The organism is Halomonas sp. MCCC 1A13316, assembly GCF_014931605.1.
Lineage (GTDB): Bacteria > Pseudomonadota > Gammaproteobacteria > Pseudomonadales > Halomonadaceae > Halomonas.
The window spans coordinates 916,962-934,339 of sequence record NZ_CP053382.1 but is presented as its reverse complement, the minus strand read 5'-3'; the positions used below and the strand labels follow the sequence as shown (position 1 = coordinate 934,339).

Annotated in this window: 13 protein-coding genes; 10 read left to right on the top strand and 3 right to left on the bottom strand. The window is 62.6% G+C overall.

Annotated features, from left to right (window positions below; translation table 11 throughout):
* Positions 1–3 precede the first annotated feature (3 nt).
* The 6 genes from HNO52_RS04385 (at position 4) to fnr (ending at position 6,309) form a co-directional block, all read left to right on the top strand.
* The gene (locus tag HNO52_RS04385; protein WP_332107660.1) at positions 4–504 is read left to right on the top strand and encodes a FixH family protein; all 501 of its coding nucleotides are present in this window, start codon (positions 4–6) and stop codon (positions 502–504) included.
* An 8-nt stretch (positions 505–512) separates the two neighbouring features.
* Positions 513–2,996: a heavy metal translocating P-type ATPase gene (locus tag HNO52_RS04380; protein WP_197567998.1), complete on the top strand. Its 2,484-nt coding sequence runs from the start codon at positions 513–515 to the stop codon at positions 2,994–2,996.
* Complete coding sequence (gene ccoS / locus HNO52_RS04375; protein ID WP_197567997.1) at positions 2,993–3,223, top strand: cbb3-type cytochrome oxidase assembly protein CcoS; 231 nt, start codon at positions 2,993–2,995, stop codon at positions 3,221–3,223. The genes HNO52_RS04380 and ccoS overlap by 4 nt, the downstream gene beginning before the upstream one ends.
* Positions 3,223–3,924, top strand: coding sequence for a sulfite exporter TauE/SafE family protein (locus tag HNO52_RS04370; protein ID WP_197567996.1), 702 nt, complete (start codon positions 3,223–3,225; stop codon positions 3,922–3,924). The genes ccoS and HNO52_RS04370 overlap by 1 nt, the downstream gene beginning before the upstream one ends.
* A 103-nt stretch (positions 3,925–4,027) precedes the next feature.
* On the top strand, positions 4,028–5,443 hold the full coding sequence (gene hemN / locus HNO52_RS04365; protein WP_232090559.1) for an oxygen-independent coproporphyrinogen III oxidase: 1,416 nt from the start codon (positions 4,028–4,030) through the stop codon (positions 5,441–5,443).
* Between the two features lie 119 nt (positions 5,444–5,562).
* Complete coding sequence (gene fnr / locus HNO52_RS04360; RefSeq protein WP_197567995.1) at positions 5,563–6,309, top strand: fumarate/nitrate reduction transcriptional regulator Fnr; 747 nt, start codon at positions 5,563–5,565, stop codon at positions 6,307–6,309.
* A gap of 91 nt (positions 6,310–6,400) precedes the next feature.
* Here fnr and ttcA read toward each other — a convergent pair whose 3' ends face one another.
* The 3 genes from ttcA to HNO52_RS04345 are packed head-to-tail and all read right to left on the bottom strand — an operon-like array spanning position 6,401 to position 9,942.
* Positions 6,401–7,381 (bottom strand): tRNA 2-thiocytidine(32) synthetase TtcA, encoded by a 981-nt coding sequence (gene ttcA / locus HNO52_RS04355; protein ID WP_232090556.1) that lies wholly within the window; start codon positions 7,379–7,381, stop codon positions 6,401–6,403.
* 50 nt (positions 7,382–7,431) lie between these two features.
* Positions 7,432–8,061: a 3'-5' exonuclease gene (locus tag HNO52_RS04350; RefSeq protein ID WP_197567994.1), complete on the bottom strand. Its 630-nt coding sequence runs from the start codon at positions 8,059–8,061 to the stop codon at positions 7,432–7,434.
* A gap of 48 nt (positions 8,062–8,109) precedes the next feature.
* Positions 8,110–9,942 (bottom strand): DUF294 nucleotidyltransferase-like domain-containing protein, encoded by a 1,833-nt coding sequence (locus HNO52_RS04345; RefSeq protein WP_197567993.1) that lies wholly within the window; start codon positions 9,940–9,942, stop codon positions 8,110–8,112.
* Positions 9,943–10,637: 695 nt separating this feature from the next.
* Between HNO52_RS04345 and HNO52_RS04340 the strand changes: the two genes are divergently transcribed.
* The 4 genes from HNO52_RS04340 (at position 10,638) to HNO52_RS04325 (ending at position 17,321) form a co-directional block, all read left to right on the top strand.
* Positions 10,638–10,898 carry a DUF4212 domain-containing protein gene (locus HNO52_RS04340; RefSeq protein WP_197449805.1) on the top strand — a complete coding sequence of 87 codons (261 nt, stop codon included), beginning with the start codon at positions 10,638–10,640 and terminating at the stop codon, positions 10,896–10,898.
* A 6-nt stretch (positions 10,899–10,904) separates the two neighbouring features.
* On the top strand, positions 10,905–12,686 hold the full coding sequence (locus HNO52_RS04335) for a sodium:solute symporter family protein (RefSeq protein WP_197567992.1): 1,782 nt from the start codon (positions 10,905–10,907) through the stop codon (positions 12,684–12,686).
* Between the two features lie 94 nt (positions 12,687–12,780).
* Positions 12,781–13,296 (top strand): hypothetical protein, encoded by a 516-nt coding sequence (locus HNO52_RS04330; RefSeq protein WP_197567991.1) that lies wholly within the window; start codon positions 12,781–12,783, stop codon positions 13,294–13,296.
* A 77-nt stretch (positions 13,297–13,373) separates the two neighbouring features.
* Positions 13,374–17,321, top strand: coding sequence for a hybrid sensor histidine kinase/response regulator (locus tag HNO52_RS04325; RefSeq protein ID WP_197567990.1), 3,948 nt, complete (start codon positions 13,374–13,376; stop codon positions 17,319–17,321).
* Positions 17,322–17,378 lie beyond the last annotated feature (57 nt).

Below are 17,378 nucleotides of genomic sequence, written 5' to 3'. Positions count from 1 at the left end.
GAAATGCGCACTCACCCTCCTTGGTACAAGCAGTTCTGGCCCTGGTTCATGATTGGCCTGCTATTTTCGTCGGTGGCCTTCAGTCTCATCTACCTGACTTTATCGATCCGGTTTTTCGACGGCAGCGTGAAGGGGGATTATTACAAGGAGGGGCTGGCCATCAACGAACAGATAGCCAAGCAGCAACACGCCCAGTCATTGGGCTTGGCAGCCACCCTACGCGCCGATCCTCGCACCGGGGATGTCGTCGTCGATCTGCAGGGAGAAGAGCGTCCTGAGCAGCTTCATCTAGCGCTGATATTTCCCACCGACGGCAATCGGGACCGTGAGCTGACGCTTCGACACGTACGACAAGGACGCTACGTGGCCATGGTAGACGAACCGCTTCGCTATCGCTGGTATCTGCAACTGCAACCCTCCGAGGGCAGCGCTGCTGAATGGCGCCTTACCGGTGAGGCCCGCTTCCCCGATGATGCTGCGGTTGCGCTGACACCGGGTATCTAGTGAGACAAATGACGCTCATCTCTCCCTCGACGCCGGAATCGGACGAACGGGCTTCCTGCTACCACTGCGGCAACCAGGTGCCTGCGCAGGCTCCCTGGTCGATCACCTTGGACGACCAGTCCCACCCGCTTTGCTGCCCCGGCTGCGAGGCGGTGGCCCATGCCATCGTCGACGGCGGGCTGGCCAGCTACTACCGCTTCCGTACCGAGCTACCGGAGCGCCCCGACGAGCGGCAGGCGGTCAAGGCGGAGACCTGGGCGGTATTCGACGACCCGGGCCTGCAGCGTCAGTTCGTCCATGCCGACGGGGACACCGACCAGGTCCACGCGACGCTGGCGGTGGATGGCATCACCTGCGCCGCCTGTGCCTGGCTCATCGAGCATCGTCTCAATGCCCTCGAAGGGGTGACGTCCAGCGCCGTCAACCTTAGTCACCATCGCGTGCGCGTGGCCTGGGATCCGGCCCGGCTGAAGCTGTCGCAACTGCTCGCCGAAATGGCCGCCATCGGCTATAGCGCCCAGCCCTACGAACCCGACGCGGCCCAGCAACGTCTTCAGTTCGAAGAGCGCATGAATATCCGCCGCCTGATCGTGGCCGCGGTAGGCATGGCGCAGGTGATGATGTTCTCGATCCCCATCTACGTGTCCGGCCCCGGCGAAATCAGCGAGGACTTCTACGCCCTCTTTCACTGGCTCTCGTTCGCCCTGGCCACGCCGGTGGTGTTCTTCTCGGCCATGCCGTTCTTCCGCAATGCCGTGCGCGATCTGCGTGCGCGAGTGCTGGGCATGGACGTGCCGGTCTCCATCGCCGTCGGCGGCGCCTATCTCGCCAGTGCCTATGCCGTACTCTCGGGCACCGGCGAGGTCTACTTCGACTCGGTGACGATGTTCACCTTCTTCCTGCTCTTCGGGCGCTACGTGGAAGCGCGTGCGCGGCGCCGCAGCGGCCATACCGGCAACGCCTTGAGCGGCGCCCTGCCGCTCTCCGCGGTGCGCCTGGAGGAGAACGGCGAAGAGCGCATCCTGCCCGCCAGCGAACTCTCCGCCGGAGACCGCGTGGTGATCAAGCCCGGCCACGGCGTACCTGCCGACGGCGTGATCGAAGAGGGTGAGTCGAGTCTCGACGAATCGATGCTCACCGGAGAATACCTGCCGGTAACTCGCCGCGTCGGTGACGGCGTCACCGGCGGCAGCCAGAACATCGAGAGCCCGCTGGTAGTGCGTGTCACGCATGCCGGCAAGGAGGCTCGCGTGGCCAGCATCGTCGACCTCACCGACCGCGCCTTCGCCAGCCGGCCGCGCCTGGCGCAGATGGCGGCACGCATGTCGCACCTGTTCGTGCTGCGGTTACTGCTGGTCACGGCCGTGGTCGCCATCGCCTGGTGGTTCATCGATCCCTCGCGGGTGCTGTGGGTGACGCTCTCGGTGCTGGTGGTGACCTGCCCCTGCGCCCTGGCGCTTGCCACACCCACCGCGCTCACCGCCGGCCACGGTCAACTGCGGCGAAGGGGCGTGCTGATCACGCGCGCCGATGCCATCGAATCGCTGTCCCAGGTCGATCGGGTGATCTTCGACAAGACCGGCACGCTGACCTGCGGCGAGATGCAGTTGGTCGACACATGCACGCTCCGGGAAATCACAGCGCAGCGCGCCAGGGCAATCGGCGCAGCGCTCGAGGCCCGCTCGGAGCATCCCATCGCCCGAGCCTTCCGTCCCTGGCGCGACGCCACGCTGGAGGCGAGTGACAGGAAAAGCTACACCGGCCAAGGCGTGGATGGAGTGATCGACGGCAAGCGCTGGTGCCTTGGCCGTCCAGACTTCGTCTGCCCCGGCCAGGCTCCCGAGGCGCCAGGGGACGGCCAATGGCTACTGCTCGGCGAGGCCGGCGAACCGCGCGCCTGGTTCGCCCTGCGCGATAGGCTGCGCGACGACGCTGCCGAGAGCGTGGCAGCACTGAAGGCACGCGGCATGCAGGTCGAGCTGCTCTCGGGCGATACGCCCAGTGCCGTGAGTGGCCTGGCCGAGCAGTTGGACATCGACACCTGGCATGCCGGGGTCAGCCCGGAAGGCAAGCTCGAGCGAATCCGCGCGTGCCAAGCCGTCGGCGAGAAAGTCGCCATGATCGGCGACGGCATCAACGACGTGCCGGTTCTGGCCGGCGCCGACGTCTCGATCGCCATGAACGGCGCCACCGACCTGGCCCGCACCAGCGCCGACGCGGTGTTGCTGAGCCCGCGCCTGATGCGTATCGTCGAGGCGATCGAAATCGCCCGCTCCACGCGGCGCATCATGCGCCAGAACATGATCTGGTCGGTGTTCTACAATTTCTCGGCCCTGCCGCTGGCCGCCATCGGTATCGTGCCGCCTTGGGTCGCGGCGCTGGGCATGTCAGGCAGTTCGCTGGTGGTGGTGGGCAACGCGCTGCGCCTCAACCGTTTCCGCCTGCGTCCCGGCCCCACACCGAGCCCCGACGCGCGACTGGTGAATGCATGACGATTCTTTACCTGCTCATTCCGCTCTCGCTGATTCTGCTCGGCCTGGCCGTATGGGCCTTCTTCTGGGCAGTCAAGAACGATCAGTTCGAGGACCTCGAGGGGCCGGCCCATCGTATCCTGTTCGATGAAGACGAGAACGACCTGACCCCGGCGGAGCGCGAGAGACGGCGCCAGGCCACCCAGCGCAAGCCGTCCGAAGGGGACGACGGTCCGGCGGAGCGCTGATGGATCCCACCGGACTCGGTCTGCCACCGCTGCTGGCGGCCTTCGTCTTCGGCCTGCTCGGTGGCGCGCACTGTATCGGCATGTGCGGCGGCATCATGAGCGCTCTGACCTTCGCCGTTCCTCCCAGCATGCGCAGCCCCGCCCGGCTCACCGGGCTGCTTCTCGGCTACAACCTTGGCCGCATCCTGAGCTACATGGCTGCCGGCACGCTGGTCGCCTCGCTCGGCACCATAGTGGCTTTGACGCCGGCCGCCCGCACGGGGCTGCAGTTGTTCGCCGCCGTCATGCTGATCCTGATGGCACTCTATATCGCCAACTGGTGGAAGGGCCTGTTGCGGGTAGAAGCCCTCGGCAGGCACCTCTGGCGCTTTCTGGAGCCCATCGGCAAGCGGCTGATGCCGGTAGTGAAGATACCCCAGGCCATCGGCCTCGGCGCGGTATGGGGCTGGCTGCCCTGCGGGCTGGTCTATTCGATGCTGGCCTGGAGCCTGGCTACGGCGGATCCGCTGCGCGGCGCGGCGCTGATGGGGGCCTTCGGCCTCGGCACCCTACCCTCGCTGCTGGTCACCGGCTTCGCTGCGCGCCAGCTGGGCACCCTGATCCGTCACCCGGCGACCCGCACCCTGGCTGCCCTCGCCATAATCGCCTTTGCCTTGTGGCAGTTAATCATCCTGTTGCCGCATGGTGCATCTGGCCATTGAGCGGCCGACTCGTACACGACCTTCACTTCGTTTGACGCAGCTCAACCCACCTTGGTCTGCGTACCGCTACATTGTGTCCATGTTAGCCTTTCGGAGTGCCATCATGTCCGTTCCCGCGATGTCCTTGCATCGAGCGATGGCCGATCCTTTCGCCTGGGACGAGTCCTTGCTGCACCGCTACGACACTCTTGGCCCACGCTATACCTCGTACCCCACCGCTGCTTCCTTCAGTGACGACTTCGGCACGCTGGCCTATCAGGATACCCTTGCCCGCAGTAACGCCAACGGCAGGCCCTTGTCGCTCTACGTACACCTCCCCTTCTGTCGCAAGGGGTGCCATTACTGCGCCTGTCACAAGGTCTCGACCAAGTCCACCCGAGTAGTGGAGCCCTATCTTTCGCGCCTGGACCGAGAGATGGTACTGATCAAGCCCCACCTGGACACGCGGCGAGAAGTGGCCCAACTGCACTGGGGCGGCGGCACGCCGACCTTTCTCGGTCTCGACCAGATGAGCGATCTGTTCGATCGTCTCGATGCTCGCTTCGGGCTTTCCAGCGCCCGCGAACGTGACTATGCCATCGAGATCGACCCGCGCGAGGCCGATGTCTTCACCCTGCGTCACCTGCAGGCCCTGGGCTTCAATCGCCTGAGCCTCGGCGTTCAGGATCTCGACCCCAGGGTGCAGCGCGCCGTGAACCGGGTCCAACCGCGCATCCTCACCGAAGTGCTGCTCGATGAGGCCGATCGCCTCGGTTTTCGTTCGCTCAATATCGACCTGATCTATGGCCTGCCCCTCCAGACCCGTGACAGCTTCGCTGCCACCCTGGAACAGGTGATCGCCATGGCACCGGCACGACTCTCGATCTTCAACTATGTCCACATGCCCGAGCGCTTCGCGGCCCAGCACCGCATTCGCGCCGAAGACCTTCCCAGCCAAGAGGAGAAGCTGGCGATACTGCGCGCCACTCTTGCCATGTTGACCGAGGCAGGCTACGTGCATATCGGCATGGAACATTTCGCCCGAGCCAGCGACAGCCTGGTGATCGCCCAGCGCGAGGGTACCCTGCAGTACAACTTGCAAGGCTATTCGAGCCATGCCCGATGCGACCAGGTGGGGCTTGGCGTCTCGGCCATCTCATGCATCGACGACGTCTATGCCCAGAACCATACCCGCCTCGCTGACTACGAGGCCGCCCTCGACAACAGCTGCCTTCCCACGGCACGCGGCATCCGCCTGACCTTCGATGATCGGGTCAGGCGGCATGCCATCGAGCGTTTGGTGTGCGACATGGCGCTCGACCTGGATGCGTTGAGCGAGACCTTCGGCATCGATGCGCCCCGCTATCTGGCAGACTCCCTGGCACGCTTGGAGAGTCTCCAGCGCGACGGGCTGGTGTCCATCGAGAGCAATCGGGTGGTCGCCAAGCCGATCGGTCGGCTGCTGATCCGACACATCGCCATGGCCTTCGACGCTCGGTTGCCGCCACAGCCCGGCGGGCACTACTCTCGCATCGCCTAGAGGCAGGGGAGTTGGCCGGTCAGGCCTAATCTTATTGCGCCCAAAGGGCGCAAGGGGCATTTCACCTGCTTCATTAATGTTCCATAATGCCTCCATGACGATGATCAAGGAGGTGAAGCATGCCGGTCAACGCGGCCAATGCGCTCGGCAGTCGGCGTTCATTACTGCATGAAACCCGCTGTCAGAACTGCAGCTTGAGTTCGCTGTGCCTGCCTCTCGCTCTGGAACTCGAGGACATGGAGCAGTTCGATGCGATCATCAAACGCCGCTCTCCATTGAAGAAGGGCGAGTCATTGTTCCGCCAAGGCAGTGCCTTCAGCAGCGTCTTTGCCGTACGCTCGGGCAGCCTCAAGCAGATCACCACCGAGGGCTCCGGCGAGGATCAGGTCACCAATTTCTATCTGCCCAGTGAGCTGGTCGGCCTCGACGGCATCGACGAGCAGACCTACCCCGGCAGCGTGATCGCGCTCGAAACCACCACCGTGTGCGAGATCCCCTTCGACCGGCTCGACTCGCTCTCCGAGCAGTTGCCCGAACTGCGTGGCCAACTCTACCGCAGCATGAGCAAGGAGCTGCGCGACGACCGCAAGATGATGCGCCTGCTGTCGCGCAAGACCGCCGATCAGCGCCTGGCCAGCTTCTTTTCCAGCCTGTCGGACCGCTTCCGTCGCCGCGGCTACTCGCCCTACAGCTTCCGCCTCTCCATGTCGCGGGCCGATATCGGCAATTACCTGGGTTTGGCGGTTGAAACGGTCAGCCGAATTCTGGGTCGCTTCCAGCAGCAGGCACTGGTCGAGGTCTCGGGCCGCGAAGTGAACATTCTCAATCTCGAGGCACTGGTAGCCCAGGCGCAGGACGAGCACTGAGCCATATGACGACCGGTTGAAATAAGAGAGACCCGCCCGGCATTGGCCGGGCGGGTCTCTTGCTTTGCGCTTTGGATCGGCTGTTTCGGACTCAGCCGCCAGGCGACAGATTCAACGCATCGATCCGGCGCTCGTGCAAACGGGCCTGCTTGGCTTCGAGCCCCTCGAAGTCGAACAGCTCGCGGTCGGCCAACTGCGAGGGCGCCACGTTGGTCACCGCCTTGAACATGGTCTCGATGCGCCCGGGATGCTTGCGCTCCCATTCGGCCAACATCTCCTTGACCACTTGGCGCTGCATGTTGGGCTGAGAACCGCACAGGTTGCAGGGAATGATGGGAAAGTCCATCAGCCGAGCGAACTCGGCGATGTCCGCCTCGCGGCAGTAAGCCAAGGGGCGGATGACGATGTTCTTGCCGTCGTCGGAGAGCAGCTTGGGCGGCATGGCCTTAAGGCTACCGCCATAGAACATGTTGAGGAACAGCGTTTCGAGAATGTCCTCTCGATGGTGGCCCAGCGCTACCTTGGTCGCGCCGATCTCCTCGGCGAAACCGTATAGCGAACCACGACGCAGCCGTGAACAGAGCGCACAGGTGGTCTTGCCCTCCGGCGTCTTCTCCTTGACCACCGAATAGGTATCACGCTCGAGGATGTAGTACTCGACGCCGGTGGACTCCAGATACCCGGGCAGGACGTGCTCGGGGAACCCCGGCTGCTTCTGGTCGAGATTGACCGCTACCAGCGAGAAATTCACCGGCGCATTGCGCTGCAGGTTACGCAGGATCTCGAGCATGGTGTAGCTGTCCTTGCCACCCGACAGGCAGACCATGACCCGATCCCCCTCGTGGATCATGCCGTAGTCGATGATGGCGTTGCCCACTTGGCGGCGCAGGCGCTTCTGCAGCTTGTTGAATCCCCGACGAGCCTTGGCGTCGAGTTCATCCAGCGGCGAGCTCTTCCCGAACTCCTCTCCCTGCGCCTGGTGAGCGTCGGGGCTGTCGGCAACAAGGGGATCGAAAATCGCGGCATCTTGCATGGTCACGGGTAGCCAGAGCGTAGTGAATGACGGGGCCATCCTACCACTGCCGTTGCCCGGAGGCGACGCCATGGCAACGATTCAGCACCTCATGCCTCGCAGCGGTCCTGCAGCACGGCCCGCTCCAGACGCAGGTACATCAGCGCCGTGGTTACGGCGTCGCCGAGTGCGGTATTGCGCCCCATGACAGGTACGCCGAGAGTTTCCGCTACCGCCTCGAAGCGCTGCGATCGCAGCTCGGGTTCCATCACGCTACGACGCTGCTGTCGGTGGTACAGCTGCGCCACATCGATACCACTGTTGGGCAGGTCGAAGCCGAAGCGTGGACGAATCTGGCGATTGAGGATGGCCAGGTCGAAGTCGAGCCGCCAGCCCAGTAGCGGGCGGTTGCCGATGAAGTCGAGCAGCGTTACCAATGCCTCGTCCAGGTTGACGCCGTCATCCAGGTCAATGCCGCGCAGACCGTGCACGCGGATGGAGTCGCCGGTCAGTGTGGCGGGGCGCTTCAGGCGCAAATCAAGCGACTCGCTGGTCAGCACCCTGTCGCCACGCACCTTGACGGCACCGATGGACACGGGCTCTGCAATACGCGTATCGACACCGGTGGTTTCACAATCGATGGCCACCAGCTCATCCCCGGTATAGGGACGGAATAGCCAGCCATACTCGCCGCCCGCATGTCGACGGCGATCATTGGCCCGGCGCAGAACTCGAAACATGCCGTTCCTCCTTGGTTCGTTCCTGCCTGTCTCTCGCGCCTGCCGGCCTCAGGAGTATTCGAGGTGATAGCGCTGCGACAGGCTCTGTTTGAAGTCCTTGACGATATGCAGTGCCTCACGCAGCAAGTCGCGCTCCAGCGACGACAGCTGCTGCACTACGACACGATCCGGGCTTTTGCTGGCGACATCCTCGTCCAGCCGTTCCAGTTGCTGCTTCAGGCGCAGCTCGGTGAACAGCGACAGCGCCTCGGCCAGATTCTCCGCGACTCGCTCCTCCAGCCTTCCATCCGCAGCCAAGGCCTCGAGCCGCTCCAATGTCGAAGTGGGCTTGATGCCCCGCTCCAACGCCATGGTGCGCACCCCATGCACGATGGGAAAGATGCCGCCCTTCTTGATATCGATGCCGTGCTGCGGCTTCTTCAGCGAGCCGAACAGGGTCAGCGGTGTTGAAAAGCGCAGCGCCGTGCGAGCGAAATAGGAAAGCAGTAGCTCGTCACGCGAGCATTGCTCGAAGAGGGACTGGCGCACACGGTCGAGTAGAGCCGGGTTGCCGGCCACGGCGTGGGAATCGAGCATGATGGCAAGCTTCATCAGGCTATCGCCGTCACGCTTCGCGGCCCAGCGGGCGATACGCTCGCGCCACTGCGACACGCTCCCGACCCATTCGGGATTGGATACCATGATATTGCCCGGACAGGGCGGGTAACCCAGTTCGATCAACGTGTCGGTGAGGCGCTGCATCTGTGCTTCGACACCCGGCCACTCGAGCCCATCGGCGAGTATCAGGCCGTTGTCCTGGTCGGTCTTGAGAATCTGCTCGCCGCGCCCCTCACTGCCCATCACCATCAGGCAGCTTTGCTGGTGGTAGCGCTCGTCGATGAGAAAGCCCCAGGCCTTGGACATGATGCGCCCATTGAGCGCCGCCAGCAGACCCATGGCAAAACGCAGCTTGACGCCTTGGGCCATGAGCGCCTTGACCAGTTCCGGCGTACGCCGGCTTGCGCGGAACAGGGCCTCGAGGCTGTCCGCCTGCTCGACCTGCAGGCTGACGACATAGCTGCGGCTGGAGAAATAGCTGAGTACGTCGGTGAGTTCCACCACACCGATCGGCGGGGCTTGTTCTTCCCCCCGTTCCATTACCACGACCCGCTCCACCTTGAAGCGAGTCATCATGACGAGTACTTCGAACAGGTACTGATCGGGGCGTACCGTGACCAACTCGAAATGCGCGATCTGCTGAAGCGAACTCTCCTTGTCACGTTCCTGGAGCACCAGCGCTTCGAGCAGGTCGGTCTTGGTGACCATTCCCGCTCCGCTGTCGCCCTCCACCAGCAGGCTGTCGGCATGACTCTCGTGCAGCCTCGCCACCGCCTCGGCGATGGTCGTCTCCGCCCCCATGCACAGCGGCGGCCGCATGCACTCGCTGACCTTGGCCAGCATGAAGCCGGCCATGGTCACGCCACCCTCGGCGCGCTGCTCGGTCAGCAGACGTGCCTTGTGCGCCAGGGTCTGGCGGAAGAACTCGGCAAAGGCGGGATAGTCGTCGCACAACTGCAGGAACAACGCCTTCGGCATCAGATAGCAGAGACACTCCTGCTCGGCACGAAAGCGGTAGCGGCTCTTTCCGTTGAGAATGCTGATGGCACCGAACAGGTCGCCTGCCGTGTAGTGCCCGATTCGTTCACGGGCTCCCGGCAGGGTGGTGTCCAATTCAGCCACCTCTCCCTTGTGGATGAGAAAGACGTACTCACCAGGCTGACCGGTTTCGAGAATGATCTCGTCGCGGTCGAAGTAGGCCAGGTCGATGCCATTGCGGACGCGATCACGCCCCTCTTCACTCAGAAAAGAGAACGGGGGTTGGGAAAGATCGACATCGATCATGTTGGAGCCCTCGTTGTGCGGCCGCCATCGCCGTCAGCACCCGAACGAGTCTGAAAGGAGGCCTGGCGAGCAGGTCACAGTACCAAGGGGAAACCCAAGCCCATGCCATGCACATCCCTGTCGCCTGAAACAATAGGAAAACAATTCCACTCTATTTCGATGCCACTGGTATCGAACCGGACTTCTTGAGGCAGAATAACAGCCCCTACTTTCAGGACATAACCTAGACCAACGTCAAAGGGAGGAGACTTCCTGTGTCGCACCTAAGACTAGACAATGGTCTTACAATGAAGGATATAGACAAAAGTCCAACGCTAGACAATCGTCCTATCGGATCAGAAGCAACCGCCTCTACCCCTGAGAGAATGAAAATTAACTTACTGTTTTAAAAGGGAAAAATAATCAATAAGATCATTATAGTTTGCTCATGATACCAAAGTCTGGGATTTTAATTTCCACATTTATTGACCACTATTGACACTGTGTCATTCAGGGCAATCGCACATTGATAAAGCGGTTCGACTATCGGTAACCAGACGTGGTGGGAAGTGCGGCTCGTCCGCAGGGAGAATGGGAACATCAGGCGCTGGCCAGCGTCATCGTCCTTACCACTCGACTCGCTTAGTGCGTCCCTGATGAAGCATGCAACTCTCTTGACGACTTCCCAACCTTAAAAACAAGTGGAGAGCAACACTATGGCTGATGACAAATCCAACGCCACTGCATACTGGAAGGCGAACCTACGCCTCATAACCGGCTGCATGATCGTCTGGGCATTCGTCTCTTACGGCTGTGCCATCCTGTTCCGCCCCCTGCTTTCAGGAATTCCTGTCGGCGGTACTGATCTCGGGTTCTGGTTTGCCCAACAGGGCTCCATCCTGACCTTCATCGTGCTGATCTTCTTCTACGCCTGGAAGATGAATCGGCTCGACCAGCAGTTCGGCCTCGGGGAGTAATCCAGCATGAGTCAATTTGCCATCAACCTGCTATTCGTTGGCGCGTCCTTTGCCATCTATATTGGCATCGCCATTTGGGCCAAGGCAGGCTCGACGAAGGATTTCTATGTCGCCGGCGGCGGGGTTCACCCGATCACCAACGGCATGGCGATCGGCGCCGACTGGATGTCGGCAGCATCGTTCATCTCAATGGCGGGCCTCATCGCCGCCGGCGGCTATGCCAACTCAACCTTCCTCATGGGCTGGACCGGTGGGTACGTACTGCTGGCCATGCTGTTGGCCCCCTACCTGCGCAAATTCGGCAAGTTCACCGTGCCCGAATTCATCGGTGACCGCTTCTACAGCAAGCAGGCCCGACTGGTGGCGGTGATCTGCTTGATCGTGGCCTCGGTGACCTACGTCATCGGTCAGATGGCGGGCGCGGGCGTAGCCTTCTCCCGTTTCCTGGAGGTCGATTCGACTACCGGCCTGATCATTGCTGCCGTGGTAGTATTCTTCTATTCAGTGCTGGGCGGCATGAAGGGCATCACCTATACCCAGGTGGCTCAGTACATCGTACTCATCATCGCCTATACCATTCCTGCCGTGTTCATCTCACTGGAACTGACCGGCAACCCGCTTCCGCCTCTGGGTCTGTTCTCCGATCATGCCGAATCCGGCGTGCCGCTGCTGGCCAAGCTCAACGAGGTGGTCACCGCACTGGGTTTCAATGAATACACGGCGATGGTGGACAACAAGCTCAACATGGTGCTGTTCACCCTGACGCTGATGATCGGCACCGCCGGCCTGCCCCACGTCATCATCCGCTTCTTCACCGTGCCGAAGGTGGCCGACGCGCGTTGGTCCGCCGGTTGGGCCCTGGTCTTCATCGGCCTGCTCTACCTGACCGCACCGGCCGTGGCCTCCATGGCACGCCTGAACCTGATGACCACCATCTATCCGGACATGGCGGGCCAGGTCGAGAACATGGAAGACGCCGCCACCAATCCCATCCTCTACGAGGATCGTCCCGAGTGGATCCGCACCTGGGAGGAAACCGGCCTGATCGCCTTCGAGGACAGGAACGACGACGGCCGCATCCAGTTCTACAACGGCAGCGCCGACTTCACCGATCGCGGCTGGGAAGGCAACGAGCTGACCGTCAACAACGATATTCTGGTACTGGCCAACCCGGAGATCGCCAATCTGCCCGGCTGGGTCATCGGCTTGATCGCCGCGGGCGGTCTTGCGGCGGCCCTGTCGACTGCTGCGGGCCTGCTGCTGGCCATCTCCTCGGCGATCAGTCACGATCTGATCAAGGGCTCGATCAACCCCAACATCTCCGAGAAGGGCGAGCTGATGGCGGCGCGGATCTCGATGTCCGTGGCCATCGTCGTGGCCACCTACCTGGGGGCCAACCCGCCAGGGTTCGCCGCTCAGGTGGTGGCGCTGGCCTTCGGTATCGCCGCCGCCTCGCTGTTCCCGGCACTGATGATGGGGATCTTCTCCAAGCGGGTGAACAACGTTGGCGCCGTCGCCGGCATGCTGTCCGGCCTGGTCTTCACCCTGGCGTACATCTTCGTCTACAAGGGCTGGTTCTTCATCCCGGGCACAAATAACCTGCCGGATACCCCGGACAACTGGGTGCTGGGCATTTCGCCGCTGTCCATCGGCGCGATCGGTGCCATCATCAACTTCGCCGTGGCCTTCGCCGCTTCCAAGGCGACCCAGGCACCGCCCCAGGAGATCCAGGATCTGGTGGAAAGCGTGCGCTATCCGAAGGGAGCTGGCATGGCGGTCGACCACTGAGTCATAATCCCACCCCGGCGCCGTCCCGGTGCCGAAACCCATCTCACATCGGGCTTCCTTCGGGAAGCCCGATGGCTGTCAGGAAGTTACCAACATGATTTGGCACTTGATTGCGGCGGTCTTCGCCGGACTGGGCGCTGCGGGCGTCGGACTGCTGCTCCGAACCCTGAGCGGCAAGCGGCTGCCCCGCTGGATCGTCCCTGTCTTCGCTGGCCTGGGCATCCTCGGCTACCAGATTAATCACGAGTACAGCTGGTTCGAGCACAAGCGCAGCCAGTTGCCGGCGACGGCGCAGGTGGTCGACACCGAGGAAGAGCGCATGTTCTGGCGCCCCTGGACCTATGCCGTCCCCCTGACAGTCGGCTTCAGCGTGGTCGATCGGAGCAGCATGAGGCAGATGGAAGCCGAGGGGGATCCCCTGGTCGAATTCATCCTTTATCGCTTCGAGAAGGAGTACATGGACCGTCTGGATCATCAGCTCTATTTAATGAACTGCAAGACCCAGGAAATGGTGCCACTGGTTGGCGAAGAGCCCAGCCCGAACTTGCAGGCTCTACGCGAAGTGGACTCTTCCTCACGGCTTTACGAGGCGGTCTGCGTCAACGGGTAACGCCTCCAACGGCCCGGCACGTGCCCTTGCGTCGCAATACCCTTTAGAATGGTCGGCAATCTTCTGGGGGGAAGCGCATGTTTGCCGGTTGGCTGCTGATCGCCGTATCACTGCTCTACATCGCCATCCTGTTCGGCATCGCCTGGCTGGGCGATCGTAACGCTCGTCGGCGTGGCGCCAGTCGCCAGCGGCCTGTCATCTACATTCTGGCATTGGCCATTTACTGCACCTCCTGGAGTTTCTACGGTGCGGTCGGCCAAGCGGCGACTGCCGGCTGGTCCTTTGCCAGCATCTACGTCGGACCGATACTGACCTTCCTGTTGTTTTGGCCGATTCTGGCCAAGATGATTCGCGTGGCCAAACGGCAGAACATCACGTCGATTGCCGACTTCATCGCCTCGCGTTACGGCAAGGCGCAGTCTCTGGCGGCCTTCGCCAGCCTGGTCGCGCTGATCGGCACGCTGCCCTACATTGCCCTGCAGTTGAAGGCCGTGTCGACCTCGTTCGCCGTGCTGACCGATGCCGCCGACATCACACACACCCCGCTCTTTGCCGATACGGCCTTCTTCGTTGCCATCGTGATGGCCGCGTTCGCCATTCTGTTCGGCACTCGCCATACCGATGCCACCGAACATCACGAGGGGTTGATCCACGCCGTCGCTTTCGAGTCGATGGTCAAGCTGCTGGCTTTCCTGCTGCTCGGCGCCTACGTCACCTGGGGCATGTTCGATGGGCTCGGTGAGCTCATGGCGCTGGCCGATACGCAGATGGAGCTTCAGCGCCAGCTAGCCGACCAGGACTTCGGTCGCGGCTTCTGGGCTCAGACGCTGCTGGCGATGCTGGCAATTTTCTGCCTGCCGCGCCAGTTCCACGTCGCCGTGGTAGAGAACACCCACCCCAACGATGCCTCCAAGGCACGCTGGTTGTTTCCGCTCTACCTGGTGGCCTTCGCCTTTTTCATTTTGCCCATTGCTGCTGCGGGCCTGGCCCTGTTCCCCGACGGCTCGGTGGAGCCCGACACTTTCGTGCTGGCGCTCCCGATGGCTGCCGGCCAGCAGTGGCTGACCCTGCTCACCTATATCGGCGGTTTCTCCGCGGCGACCGGCATGGTCATCGTGGCCACGGTCGCCGTGTCGATCATGATTTCCAACGAGATCGTGATTCCGCTGCTGTTCCGCCTGCGCTGGCTGGATGCCCGCCCACGCGACTATGGACGCCTGGTGCTCCAGGCTCGGCGCATCACCATCGGCGTTATCCTGGCGCTGGCCTACGGCTTTTACCAACTGATCGGCGAGTTCACCTCGCTGGCATCGATCGGCATGCTCTCCTTTGCCGCAGCGGCCCAGTTCGCTCCCGCGCTGATCGGTGGGCTCTACTGGAAGCGTGGCAATCGGCTCGGCGTGGTGGTGGGCATGAATGCCGGTTTCGCCATCTGGACCTACAGCCTGCTCATGCCGGGGATGATCCAGGCTGGTGTGCTGCCGGCCGACTGGCTAACCGGCGGCCCTTTCGGCCACCCCTGGCTGACCCCCACGGCACTGTTCGGACTCAACTTCGGCGACTCCTTCACCCATGGCGTGATGCTCTCGCTCGGGGTCAATCTGTTCTGCTACATCTTCGTTTCCCAGGTCACCTCGCAGCGAGTGGTCGAACGCATCCAGGCCTCGCTGTTCGTCGACAGCGTCGAAACCCGCCAGACCTCAGTCAACCGCCCCTGGACCGGCGCCACCACCGTCGGCGACCTCAAGGTCTTGTGCGAGCGCTTCCTCGGTGCCGGCCAGGTGGCTCGCGCCTTCGACGACTACGCCCGGCGTGCCGGCAAACCGCTGGAGGACGGCAACCGCGCCTCCATCGACGTCATCCAGTTCACCGAACGCTTCCTGGCTTCGGTGCTGGGAGCCTCCTCGGCGCGCATCGTGGTCAACTCGGCACTGCAGGGACGCGGCATCGGCATCTCCGACGTGATCTCCATCGTCGACGAAGCCTCCCAGGTGCTGGAGTTCAACCGCGCCCTGCTGCAGGCAACCATCGAAAACATCAACCAAGGCATCAGCGTAGTCGACCAGAACATGCGCCTGGTGGTGTGGAACCAGCGCTATCTGGAACTGTTCCGTTTCCCCGATCACCTGATCCGGGTCGGTGCGCCAATGGACAAGATATTCCGCTACAACGCGCATAACGGCGAATACGGGCCCGGCGACCCGGAAGAACACGTGCAGCTGCTGATCGACAACATTCGTGACGGCCAACCCCATCGCTACGTGCGCTACCGTCAGGATGGCAGCGTGCTCGAGGTACAGGGCAACCCCATGCCGGGCGGCGGCTTCGTCTATACCTACCAGGACATCACCCAGCAGAAGCGCATCGAGGAAGCGCTGATACGTTCCGAGAACAACATCCGCATCTATACCGACAACGTGCCTGCGCTGATCGCCTACTTCGACAAGGAGTGCCGCTACCTCTTCACCAATCGCGCCTACGAGCAGGCTTTCGGCATCGACCGCAACGAGGTCATCGGCAAGCACGTCAATAGTGTCATCAACGACCGGATGGCGCTCGAGCGCGAGCCTTGGATCCAACGGGCGCTGGCCGGCGAACGAGTCAATTTCGAAGTGTCGCTGCGCCTAGGCGACGACCTGCGCTACATGCTGGTGACCTATACCCCGCACTTCGGCGACAGCGGTACCATCCTTGGTTTCTTTGCCCTCTATCAGGACATCACCGAGCGGCGCCTGGCCGAAATCGCCCTGAAGGAGACCAACGAGACCCTGGAAGAACGGGTGCGCGAACGTACCCAGGCACTGTCGGAAGCCAATACCGCACTGCGCCAGGAAAACCGGGTACGGGCCGAGGCCGAACAGGCCCTGCGCCAGGCCAAGCAGGTGGCGGAGGATGCCAATGCCTCCAAGACCCGCTTTCTCGCCGCCGCCAGCCACGACCTGCTGCAGCCGCTGAATGCGGCGCGCCTGTTCACCTCGGCGCTGTCCCAGGAGATGGAGACCGAGGACATGAAGCGCACCATCGGCCATATCGACAACTCGTTGCAGGCTGCAGAAGAGCTTCTCGGCACCTTGCTCGACATCTCCAAGCTCGACGCCGGTGCCCTCACCCCGCGGCGCAACCACTTCGCGCTGTCCGACATCTTCCGTCCGCTGCGCGCCGAATTCGAAGTCATGGCCGAGGAGCGCGGCCTCGATCTGGTCGTGGTGCCGACCCGCTCCTGGGTCGACAGCGATCCTCAGATGTTGCGGCGGATCGTGCAGAACTTCCTGTCGAACGCACTGCGCTACACCCAGGAGGGCCGGGTACTGCTGGGCTGCCGACGTCGCGGTGCGCGCCTGACCATCGAGGTATGGGATTCAGGCCCGGGTATCCCCGAGTCCAAGCAGGCGGAAATCTTCCAGGAATTTCGTCGCCTGGATCAGGCTTCACGGCATAAGGAGAGCGAGAAGGGACTGGGGCTGGGGCTGTCGATCGCCGACCGCATGAGCCGTGTGCTCGATCACCCGATCAAGGTTTTCTCCCGCGAGGGCATCGGTACCATGTTCTCGGTCAGCGTACCCGTGGTGGCCGCACGCAGCGAGGCCGAGCGCGCCGAAGAAGCGGCCTCGCCGCGGCGCGTGGGCAACAAGCTGGTCGGTACACGGATCCTGTGCATCGACAACGAGACACTCATTCTCGAGGGTATGAAGGCGATGCTCTCGGGCTGGGGCTGTGAGGTCTTCACCGCGACGACTATCGGCGGTGCCAAGTCGATTCTGCGCAATCTGGATGGCGAACCGGATGCGATACTGGCCGATTATCACCTCGACAACGAAGTGACCGGCCTGATGGCACTGGAAGCGCTGATCGAACGGTTGCAGGGCGCAGTGCCTGGCATCGTGATCACCGCCGACCGAACCGAGGAAGTGGCCGAGGAGATCCGCCGCAGCGGCTACCACCTGCTGCAGAAGCCGGTTCGCCCCGCCGCCCTGCGTGCCCTGCTGACCCGCACTCTGCAGGCCAGTCGAGCGCCTAGCGCCTAACGCAACGAGCAACCGGCATCATGCAAAACACGAGGGGCCTACGACATTGTCGTAGGC